Annotated in this window: 12 protein-coding genes and 1 pseudogene; 5 read left to right on the top strand and 8 right to left on the bottom strand. The window is 66.3% G+C overall.

Annotation, left to right across the window (positions count from 1 at the left end):
* Positions 1-163: FAD-dependent oxidoreductase (locus Q0982_RS17865; RefSeq protein WP_299397728.1), on the bottom strand; the 163-nt coding region annotated here is incomplete at its 3' end.
* Between the two features lie 312 nt (positions 164-475).
* Between Q0982_RS17865 and Q0982_RS17860 the strand changes: the two genes are divergently transcribed.
* The gene (locus tag Q0982_RS17860; RefSeq protein ID WP_299397727.1) at positions 476-2065 is read left to right on the top strand and encodes a trimethylamine methyltransferase family protein; all 1590 of its coding nucleotides are present in this window, start codon (positions 476-478) and stop codon (positions 2063-2065) included.
* A 414-nt stretch (positions 2066-2479) separates the two neighbouring features.
* On the opposite strand, the gene Q0982_RS17855 is transcribed toward Q0982_RS17860, so the two are convergent.
* Positions 2480-3136, bottom strand: a complete 657-nt coding sequence (locus Q0982_RS17855) for a VOC family protein (RefSeq protein WP_299397725.1) — start codon at positions 3134-3136, stop codon at positions 2480-2482.
* A 191-nt stretch (positions 3137-3327) separates the two neighbouring features.
* Here Q0982_RS17855 and Q0982_RS17850 point away from each other — a divergent pair, with 191 nt between their 5' ends.
* A complete protein-coding gene (locus Q0982_RS17850) occupies positions 3328-3939 on the top strand; it encodes a hypothetical protein (RefSeq protein ID WP_299397724.1) in 612 nt (203 codons plus the stop codon).
* Position 3940: 1 nt separating this feature from the next.
* Here the strand turns inward: Q0982_RS17850 and Q0982_RS17845 are convergent, their stop codons facing one another.
* Entirely contained in the window at positions 3941-4327 is a 387-nt protein-coding gene (locus Q0982_RS17845) for a hypothetical protein (protein WP_299397722.1), read from the bottom strand.
* 358 nt (positions 4328-4685) lie between these two features.
* On the opposite strand from Q0982_RS17845, the gene Q0982_RS17840 reads away from it, so the two are divergent.
* The 3 genes from Q0982_RS17840 to Q0982_RS17830 are packed head-to-tail and all read left to right on the top strand — an operon-like array spanning position 4686 to position 7815.
* Positions 4686-5654 (top strand): thiamine pyrophosphate-dependent dehydrogenase E1 component subunit alpha, encoded by a 969-nt coding sequence (locus Q0982_RS17840; RefSeq protein ID WP_299397721.1) that lies wholly within the window; start codon positions 4686-4688, stop codon positions 5652-5654.
* A 12-nt stretch (positions 5655-5666) separates the two neighbouring features.
* On the top strand, positions 5667-6680 hold the full coding sequence (locus tag Q0982_RS17835; protein WP_299397719.1) for an alpha-ketoacid dehydrogenase subunit beta: 1014 nt from the start codon (positions 5667-5669) through the stop codon (positions 6678-6680).
* A 13-nt stretch (positions 6681-6693) separates the two neighbouring features.
* Positions 6694-7815 (top strand): acetoin dehydrogenase dihydrolipoyllysine-residue acetyltransferase subunit, encoded by a 1122-nt coding sequence (locus Q0982_RS17830; protein ID WP_299397718.1) that lies wholly within the window; start codon positions 6694-6696, stop codon positions 7813-7815.
* 67 nt (positions 7816-7882) lie between these two features.
* On the opposite strand, the gene Q0982_RS17825 is transcribed toward Q0982_RS17830, so the two are convergent.
* The 5 genes and pseudogenes from Q0982_RS17825 to Q0982_RS17805 all read right to left on the bottom strand — a co-directional run.
* On the bottom strand, positions 7883-8236 hold the full coding sequence (locus Q0982_RS17825; RefSeq protein WP_299397716.1) for a DUF1428 domain-containing protein: 354 nt from the start codon (positions 8234-8236) through the stop codon (positions 7883-7885).
* A 13-nt stretch (positions 8237-8249) separates the two neighbouring features.
* Positions 8250-8720 carry a VOC family protein gene (locus Q0982_RS17820; RefSeq protein ID WP_299397715.1) on the bottom strand — a complete coding sequence of 157 codons (471 nt, stop codon included), beginning with the start codon at positions 8718-8720 and terminating at the stop codon, positions 8250-8252.
* Positions 8717-9211 carry an SRPBCC domain-containing protein gene (locus Q0982_RS17815; protein WP_299397713.1) on the bottom strand — a complete coding sequence of 165 codons (495 nt, stop codon included), beginning with the start codon at positions 9209-9211 and terminating at the stop codon, positions 8717-8719. Before Q0982_RS17815 ends, Q0982_RS17820 begins: the two co-directional genes overlap by 4 nt.
* On the bottom strand, positions 9208-9681 hold the full coding sequence (locus Q0982_RS17810) for an SRPBCC family protein (RefSeq protein WP_299397712.1): 474 nt from the start codon (positions 9679-9681) through the stop codon (positions 9208-9210). Before Q0982_RS17810 ends, Q0982_RS17815 begins: the two co-directional genes overlap by 4 nt.
* A gap of 63 nt (positions 9682-9744) precedes the next feature.
* Positions 9745-9955, bottom strand: a pseudogene (locus tag Q0982_RS17805) (transcriptional regulator); the annotation flags it as partial.

Genomic DNA, 9955 nt, shown 5'->3' with positions numbered 1-9955 from the left:
CCGAGGCATGACCGGTCGAGCCGATGTCGGTCGGGATGCCCGACTTGTCGATCCCGATGATGTTGTCCCAGCCCCGTTCGATCAGGTGATGGGCGACGGAGGCGCCGACGATGCCGCCCTGGCCGATGATCACGACGTTCGCGCTCTTAAAGACCTTTGCCATCCACTCCGTCTCCGTCTAAGAAGCCTGTGCCGCCACGATTGACCGCGGCATCGGCTCCGCCTCCGCAAGGGGCCTATTCTTTCCCGAAGCCGCCCGGCTGCTCCCCGTCTGCGCGACCGCAATTGTCGTATCTCCGACACCTTTGCCTGCCACCCGCAGCGTGGGCCAGGAGCGGCGGAATTCCACGGCTTCGGGACAGGTTGCCGGGGCGCAGACTGGCGCATTTTCGCCCGACCCGGTCGCGGGTGCGACAGAGCGCAAAATGCGCCGATGCCGATAATCCGGCTCGTCCCAGAGGTTGAGGATCGGACCATGGCAAGGTTGGCAGGCGGCGAGGGAGTTATGCCCTCCGACGGCGGTCGGGCGCGCGGACGGCGTGGCCGGGGCGGCGGCGGTGGTGCGGAAGCGCGGCGCGCTTTGCGCAGCAGCGGCACGGCGGCCAAGAACCGCTTCATCGAGCGTCGGATCCCGCCCTACGAGATCCTGACGGAAGAAGGTCTCGCCCTCGTGGAGCAGAACGCCGAGACGGTGCTGGAGGAGATCGGCATCGAGTTTCGCGAGGATCCGGAGGCGCTGGCCCTGTGGAAGGAGGCCGGCGCCGATGTCCAGGGCGAGCGTGTGCGTTTTCCCCGAGGCCTCTGCCGTAAGCTCTGCGAGACCATCCCCTCCGGCTTTACCCAGCACGCCCGCAATCCGGAACGCTCCGTCGTCATCGGCGGCAACAGCACGGTCTTCGCGCCGGTCTACGGTCCGCCCTTCGTGCGCGATCTGGAGGGTGGGCGCCGCTATGCCACCATCGAGGATTTCCAGAACTTCGTGAAGCTGGCCTACATGGCCCCGGCGCTGCATCACTCCGGCGGCACGGTCTGCGAGCCGGTCGACATTCCGGTGAACAAGCGTCACCTGGACATGGTCTACGCCCACCTGCGCTACTCCGACCTGCCCTTCATGGGCTCGGTCACGGCGCCGGAGCGCGCCGAGGACTCGGTGGCCATGGCGAAGCTCGTTTTCGGCGCGGACTTCGTCGAGAACAACACCGTGATGATCAATCTGATCAACGCCAACTCGCCGATGACCTTCGATGCCACCATGCTGGGCGCGCTGAAGGTCTATGCCCGCCACAACCAGGCCTGCATCGTCACGCCCTTCATTCTCTCCGGTGCTATGGCCCCGGTAACGCCGGTGGGCGTGATGACCCAGACCCTGGCCGAAGCCATGGCCGGGCTTGCTTTCTCCCAGCTCGTGCGGCCCGGCGCGCCGATGGTGCTGGGCAGCTTCGCGTCTTCGATTTCGATGCAGTCGGGCGCCCCCACCTTCGGCACGCCGGAGCCGGCGCTGGTGCTCTACGGCATGGCGGCTCTGGCCCGGCGCCTGGGCGTCCCCTTCCGCTCCGGCGGTTCGCTCTGCGGCTCCAAAGTACCCGATGCCCAGGCGGCGCACGAAAGCTCCCAGACCCTGCTGCCGACTGTGCTGGGCGGGGTGAACTTCGTTCTCCATTCCGCCGGCTGGCTGGAGGGCGGCCTGGTGTCGTCTTACGAGAAATTCGTCATCGATGCCGATCAACTCGGCATGATGCAGACCTTTGCCCAGGGCTACGATCTCAGCGAGAACGGCCAGGCCATGGATGCGTTGCGCGAGGTGGGGCCGGGCAGCCACTTCCTCGGCTGCGCCCACACGCAGGCCAACTTCGAGACCGCCTTCTACCGGTCATCGATCGCCGACAACAACTCCTTCGAGCAGTGGGAGGCCGAGGGCGCGCAGGATGCCTACCAGCGCGCCAACGGGATCTACAAGAAGATGCTGGCGGACTATCAGGCCCCGGCCCTCGACCCGGCCCACGACGAAGCGCTCCAGGCCTTCATCCGCGAGCGCAGGGATGCGATGCCCGACGCCTTTTCGTGATCGGAAGATCCATCTATGGTTGATCTTTCCGACCATGGGAGGGCATCGTGCAAAAGTACAACTACATTGTGTTGGTATGGTACAAGCCCCAGAACCAAAGCGGTCGTTGGGTATCCGCACACAATAAGCAGAAGATTGCGATCAAGCTCCACACTGCGCTGAATAAGCTGGGCAAATTTGGTTGGGAGGTCACTGGGGCTGGTCAGTTCAGAGCTGGGGAGGCGTCTGAGATCATCCTTAAGAGACCGGCGAACTAAGGCCTGGCACAGCGAGGCGGCAGTTGAAGATCCATTGATTTGCCGTTGCTGCGGCTAAGGGTTAGCGCAGTCTTTGGGCCGTGGTCGCCCTGGCCAAGGGTTAGCCATCTATTGCCGGCGACGGCTGCAAGTTCAGGCGCCGGTTCCACGCCTTCGCCTAGATCAGCACGCAGTCCGGCAGGCTGAGGCGCAGCGGGGCGCTCTCATCGCGGCTGAGCGTCAGGATGACGCCCTGCGCTGGCCCCGAAGAGAGCTTCAGGAGCCCTTGGTCCGCGAGGGCCCGCAGTTCTTCAGCCGGCGCGACTGTGTCGGGCAACATGATTTCGACCGTTTCGATCTCGCGAAGACCCAGGGCGCTTTGCCGTGCGGACTGGCGCTCCTCCGGCCAGTGGTCCGGACGCAGGTCTCCGGGGGAGCCGAACACGAGAGGCTGTGCAAGGTGGTCGCTGAAGGCGGCGATGGGCAGCACTTTGCGCCCGCCGGGCCGGTAGGGCGGGTGGTAGTCCCAGGTTTCGAAGGGCAGGGGAGCCTGCGGGCCGTAGCCGCGCAGGGCGATGCCGAACGGCGAGGCAGCGTTCTCCCGCCAGCGCGCCCTTTCCGCCAGTTGGGTACGGGCGATAGCTGGTGAGCGGGCGTCCGCCTCGTCCACCAGCCACAGCAGTTCCAGATAGGCGTTGTCGAAAACATAGCAGAGGTTGCGGGTGCCCTGTCCCGGGTGGCTGCGGTGGACATTTGCCTCAAATCCAAGGGATTCCAGGCGTTTCGGCTCCGGTCCGTCCGGCGCTATGAAGACGAAGAGGTGGTCCAGTTCCATGCGGTTTCCGTACAAAAGAGAACAGCTGGCCAGGCAGGCCGCAGTGCACCAGGAACGGTGCCGTTCTGCCTGCGCCCGGGCATCGTTGGCGCAAGGCGGGCTCCCAAAAGCCTTAACCCTTCGCTAACCACGTTTCAATTCGGCCGGGCGGTCCTGATGCCGCCCGCCCGAACCAGGAGTGAGGGTGGGTCATGCTCATTGCTTTCGAAGCACGGGACAAGGACGTGATCGAGTCGCAGAAGCGCGACCTGCAGCGCCTGCTCGCGCAGCCTGCGGCCACGGCGCGGCAGCCCTGCGGTGCCTGTGGTGCGGCCGCGAAAGGCGGCGGCGTTTGCGGCTGCGGATTGGACTGGTCTCAGTTGGCCCGCCAACTCTCCTCCGACCCCGAGCGCTTTCCCATCGAAGCGGGCATTCTGCCCCTGGTCTTTGCGCTCTCCGAGCTGCCGGCCATCGCACCCTGCTGGTCCTGTGAGGGCCATCTCGATGCGCGGGGGCGGCTGCATCGCCTGCCCAGCGTCTGGTTCACCTGCCACGCGCTGGCTTACCCGAGCCTGCTCGCCGAGGCTCTTGCGGCGCTCTCGGCGAAGCGCGTCCTGAAGCACAACTGGCAGGTCGCGGCCGTGCACTGCGGCTCGGCGCTGGATCCGGTTTTCGCAATCGAGCCGCGGGTTGGCGGTACGGACGCCAGCCTGGACGCACTCCATGCCGACATTCAGGCACTCTCCGCCAAGCTGCGCGATCGGCTCCAGGTTCTGGCCGCTGCGCATATCGCCCGCCTCGACGCCCGCTTGCTGGCGGCCTAACTCAAAAGCCCATCTGGCGGCCGTCGGTCATGGTGAAGGGGGAGCGGTAGTCGTCGCCGGGCGTGACCCAGTAGTAGGTGGTGCCGTCCGTCTCGACGTCGTAGCAGGCCCAGCCGCCGCGCCGCCACCAGGAGCAGTACTGGTTCTTCGCCGCGTCGACCTTCCACTTGCCCTCGTCGGGCGCACCGCCCTTTTCCAGATAGACCGTTGCCCCCGAGGCCTCGAAGTACTGGCGGGTCTCGGTCCCGCGCCAGTTGCCCAGCGCCGTGCGGTCCTCCAGCAAGATCTCGATCTCCGCAGCGGTCAGTTTCTCGTCGGCATGGCCGCCCGCCGGCGACTGCAGAAGAGCGGACAAGCCGATCATCACGGCAAAGGCGAGGCGGTACATTGGGTGACTCCTCCAGGGGTTCGGAAGAGCATAGGTCTCTGGGCGTTGGGAGAAAAGCGGTCCCGCGGTTTTCCCTCCCGTGAAACGCTGCGCACACAGTTGAAGAACGAATGAAACGCGTTTCTTACAAATGTCCATTGATCGCGCTTGGGACCTCGGTCACACTACAGCCAAAAGCACCTAACGCTGTCTCGGTGTGAGTCGGCCCGTTCCGCGGAGGGAGTCAGGTCAAGGCCCTCCGCCCTTGCTTTTCGCGTTTTGCGTCGACCCGACATCGTGACGTCCGGACTCTTCTTTTTGGGTCCGGAAAGGCAGGTCCAGGCCCGACAGAGGCCGGCAATTGGGAGGAACGACGCCAATGCTTCAATTGAGCAAAGAAGATCTCGTCAAGGCGTACACGCAGATGCGCACGATCCGCGACTTCGAGGAACGGGTGCATGAGGAGTTTGCCGGCGGTGGCATTCCGGGCTTCGTTCACCTCTATGCGGGAGAAGAAGCCTCGGCCGTCGGGGTCTGCATGAACCTGAACGACAAGGACAATATCGCCTCGACCCACCGCGGGCACGGCCACTGCATCGCCAAGGGCTGCGACGTGAAGGGCATGATGCAGGAGATCTACGGACGCCGGGGCGGCCTCTGCGGCGGCAAGGGCGGCTCCATGCACATCGCCGACCTGTCCAAGGGCATGATGGGCGCCAACGGCATCGTCGGCGGCGGGCCGCCGCTGATCTGCGGCGCCGCGCTCAGCGCCAAGACCCTGGGCACCGGTGGCGTGGCGGTCGCCTTCGTCGGCGACGGCGGCTCCAACCAGGGCACCACGCTGGAATCCTACAACCTCGCCAAGGTCTGGAATCTGCCGGCGATCTTCGTCGTTGAGGACAATGGCTATGCCGAGTCCACCGCTTCGGCCTGGTCGGTTGCCGGCAGCCAGATCAAGCGGGCCGAAGCCTTCGGCATGGAGGGTTACGAAGTCGACGGCCACGACTTCTTCGCCGTCTACGAGGCGGCACGGGACGTCATCGCCAAGGCGCGCGACGGCGGCGGGCCCAGCCTGCTGCACGTGAAGCTCAACCGCTACTTCGGCCACTTCGAGGGCGATGCCATGACCTATCGCGGCGACGGCGAGGTGGATGCCCTGCGGCAGAGCCGGGACAGCCTGCAGATCTTCCGCCAGCGGGTGTCGGAAACCGGCCTGCTGGAAGCCGCGGAGATGGACGAGATCGACCGCTCGGTTTCGGGTCTCGTCGACGAGGCGGTCAGCGAGTCGGAGGCCGCGCCGCCGCCGACCCGCGACGATCTCACCACCGACGTCTACGTCTCTTACTAGGGGGAGGGTGCGATGCCGAAGAAGTCCTTTCGCCAGGCGATCAACGAGGCCCTGGCCATGGAGATGCGCCGCGACCCCACGGTGGTGCTGATGGGCGAGGACGTGGCCGGCGGGGCCGGTGCGGCCGGCGAGGACGACGCCTGGGGCGGCCCGCTGGGCGTCACCAAGGGGCTGATGCCGGAGTTCGGGCGCGACCGCATCCTCGATACGCCGATCAGCGAGAGCGCCTTCATTGGCGCTGCCGCCGGTGCGGCGGCCACCGGCCTGCGCCCCGTCGCCGAGCTCATGTTCGTCGACTTCATGGGCGTTTGCCTCGACCAGATCTACAACCAGGCGGGCAAGTTCCGCTACATGTTCGGCGGCAAGGCGGTGACGCCGATGGTGGTGCGCACCATGTACGGCGCCGGCTTCCGCGCCGCCAGCCAGCACAGCCAGTGCCTCTATCCCGTCTTCACCCACATGCCGGGCCTGAAGGTGGCGATTCCCTCCTCGCCTTACGAGGCCAAGGGCCTGCTGATCCAGGCGATCCGCGACGACGATCCGGTGATCTTCTTCGAGCACAAGGTGATGTACGACGACGAGGAAGAGGTGCCCGACGAGGCCTACACCATCCCCTTCGGCGAGGCCAACCTGACCCGCGAGGGCGACGACGTGACCATCGTTGCGCTCGGCCGCATGGTTCAGTTCGCCAACCAGGTGGCCGACAAGCTGGAGGGCGAGGGCATCACCTGTACCGTGGTCGACCCCCGCACCACCTCGCCGATGGACGAGGACACCATCCTGGAGTGCGTGGAGGAGACGGGGCGGCTGGTCATCGTCGACGAGGCGAGCCCGCGCTGCAACATTGCCACCGACGTTTCGGCCCTGGTCTCCGAGCGGGCCTTCGGGGCCCTGAAGGCGCCGATCCGCATGGTGACGCCGCCTCACACGCCGGTGCCCTTCGCCGCCGAACTGGAAGATCTTTACATCCCCAACCCGGAGCGCATCGAAGAAGCCGTGCGCAGCGTCATGGGACATCAGGCATGAGAGGATTCAGGTTATGAGCGAGGCCGCGTCAATCCAGGCCATCACCATGCCCAAGTGGGGCCTGGCGATGGAGGAGGGCAAGGTCAGCGCCTGGATGGCCGAGGAAGGCGCGGCCATCGACAGCGGCGAGGAGATCCTGGAGATCGAAACCACGAAGATCACCAACGTCTTCGAGTCTCCGGTCGCCGGGACCCTGCGCCGCCGGGTGGTGGCGGAGGGCGAAACGGTACCGGTCGGTGCGCTTCTCGGCGTTGCCGCGGCCGTTGACACGCCTGACGATGCGATCGAGGCCTTCATCGCCGACTTTCAGGCGAGCTTCGTCGTCGAGGCCAGCGATGCGGCCGAAGCGCCGGAGCCGGAGATGATCACCGTCGCCCGGCGCCAGCTCTGCCATCTGCGCATGGGGCCGGAGCAAGGTCCGGCGGTGATCCTGGTGCACGGCTTCGGCGGCGACATCGAGAGCTGGCTGTTCAACCAGCCGGTCCTGGCGGAAAGCCACCGGGTCTATGCCCTCGAACTGCCCGGTCATGGCCGTGCGGAGAAAAACGTTGAAGGGCTGGACGTGGCCACCCTGGCCATGCTGCTCGCCGACTACATGGACGCCGCCGGGACCGGCCCAGCCCATCTGGTCGGCCTCTCCCTCGGCGGCGGGATCGTGATGAAGCTGGCCCTCGACCAGCCGGAGCGGGTGACCGCCCTGAGCCTGCTGGCGCCGGCGGGCCTCGGCCCGGAGCTCAACATGGATTTCATCGAAGGCTTTATCGCTGCGGAGCGGCGCAAGGAGATCAAGGGCCTCTTGGGCCAGCTCTTTGCCGATCCGGAACTGGTGAGCCGCGACATGGTCGACAAGGTACAGAAGTTCAAACGTCTCGACGGGGTGAAGCCGTCGCTGCGGGACCTCGCCGACAGCGTCTTTCCCGGCGGCCATCAGGCTTTGGTGATGAAGGACCAGCTCGCAAGCCTGGCCATGCCCGTGCAGGTGATCTGGGGCGATGCGGACGCCATCCTGCCGCCGGCGCAGAGCGAGGGCCTGCCGGACAACGTGCAACTGCGGATCCTGGAGCAGATCGGCCACATGCCGCACATGGAGGCGGCCGGCGAGGTGAACCGCCTGATTGCGGACTTCGGGGATTAGGGTCGCACAGGCGCTGGTCCGCTCGTTTCGGCGGCGGCTCCGAGGCGCTGTCGCGGCTGTCGTAAGCTCACAGATCCATGATCATCTCGAAGCCGCCGTAGATCAGGCGCTTGCCGTCAAAGGGCATGGGATTGTGGTCCGGCTGCATGCGCGGGTCCTCCATGACCTTCTGCCAGGCTTCGTCGCGCGCCGCTTTCGAGGGCCAGACGACCCAGGAGAAGACCACCGTCTCGCCGGCTTCGCACTTCACTGCCATGGGGAAGGAGGTCAGCTCGCCATCCGGCACGTCGTCGCCCCAGCATTCCACGGCCTTCAAGGCACCGAACTCCTTGAAGACCTCTGCGGACTTCTCGGCGTGTTCCAGGTAGTCCGCTTTTTTGTCCTTCGGCACGGCGGCGACGAAGCCATCCACGTAGGCCATCAATGAATCTCCTTCATCTGGTGTTGTGGGCCATCTCAAGCGTGGCGATATCGATCTTGCCCATCTGCAGCATGGCCTGTTGCACGCGTTCGGCGGCGGCCCGGTCCGGCGAAGCCAGGAGTCGGGGCAGGGTTTCCGGCACGATCTGCCAGGACAGGCCGAAGCGGTCGGTGAGCCAGCCGCAGTGGCCTTCGCTGCCGCCTCCGGCGACGAGCGCCGTCCAGAGGCGGTCCGTCTCCTCCTGATCCGATGTCGTGACCGCAATCGAGGCGGCTGGTGTGAAGGCGTAAAGCGGCCCGCCGTTGAGGGCCTGATAGGGTACGCCGGCCAACGTGAAGAGTACGACCAGGGCCGGGCCTTCCGGCTCCGGCCGGATGACTTCGGTGATCCCGGAGTCCGGCAGCAGCGAGACGTAGAACGCCGCCGCCTCTTCGGCTCCGCCATCGTACCACAGGCAGGTGGAGACCTTCGCGGCAGCGCTCATCGCTGTTTCTCCGGCGCCGCCGGGATGCGCTGCAGGTAGCCGTCGAGCGCCTCCAGGGTCTCCCGCCAGCTCACCTCGTAGCCGCTGGCGCGGGCGGCGGCGCGCGCGTCTTCGGAGACGAAGACGGCATCCAGCGTCAGCCTGGTCCCGCCGGCATCGTCCTCGAAGCGCACCGTCACCACGGCGCGGGGTGGCAGACCGGCACCGCAGGCATCCGGCGCTTGCGGGTCGCCCTCGATCACCAGGCGCCGCTCGGGCACCAGCTCCTTGATCACGCCGCGGCTCGGGTGGGCGCTGCCGTCAGGGGCATGCATGATCACTTCGAAGCGGCCGCCGACTGTGAGGTCGAGGGTCCCGGTGGTCCGCTCCGGCCCGAAGGGTCCCCACCAGGCGGCAAGGTGTGCCGGATCGGTCCAGACCTGCCAGACCAGGGCGCGCGGCGCGCTGTAGCGCCGGGTGATCGTCAGGCTGCGTTCGGCAAGGTCGCTCACGACGCCACGGTCCGCTCGGCCAAGTGCTCGCCGAGCCGGTCGAGCAACCAGCCCCAGCCACCTTCGCGCGCCGACCGCGTGTCACCGCCGTCGAGAAAGGCGGCCTGCTCGGTGAACACCATGCGGGTCGCCTCTCCGGCCGGCTCCAGCTCGACGGTCGCCAAGGACACCGAAATCGGTACGCCACCCATCACCATCCGATAGGAGAACACCAACCTGCGGTGCTCAACGATGTCGTGGTAGACCGTTTCGTTGAGGAAAGACCGGCCGCTGGGTTCCAGGCCGTCGCAGATCTCCGCACCGCCGATCCGGAAATCCAGGCTGTAGGCCTTGAGCGTGAAGCCCTCGCCTTCGGCAAACCAGCGGCGCTTGGCTGAGGGGTCCGCCCAGGCGGCAAAGACACGCTCCGGCGGCGCTGCGAAGCGGCGCTCGATAGTAAAGGTCTCGTGGTCGACCCTGCGGTCCGTCATGCTGCCGGCTCCTTTGATGACGTTGCCAAGTGGATGCTGCCATCTGCTCCGCCTCTGTTGGGCTCAGCCGTCATCACCCGTCCCCTTGGCCTGCAGGCTGTTGAGGTAGGCATCCAGGCGGTCGAAACGCGCTTCCCAGGTTGCGCGCTGACCCGAAAGCCAGCGCTCGGCCTTTGCCAGCTCCCTTTGCTTCACCGAGCAGGTGCGGACCCGCCCCACCTTCTTGGAGCGCACGAGCCCGCTCTCCTCCAGCACCTTCAGGTGCTGCAGGAAG

This window comes from Pelagibius sp., assembly GCF_028281305.1.
GTDB lineage: Bacteria > Pseudomonadota > Alphaproteobacteria > Kiloniellales > Kiloniellaceae > Pelagibius.
The sequence above is the reverse complement of the archived record's forward strand: the minus strand, read 5'-3'. Positions and strand labels throughout refer to the sequence as shown.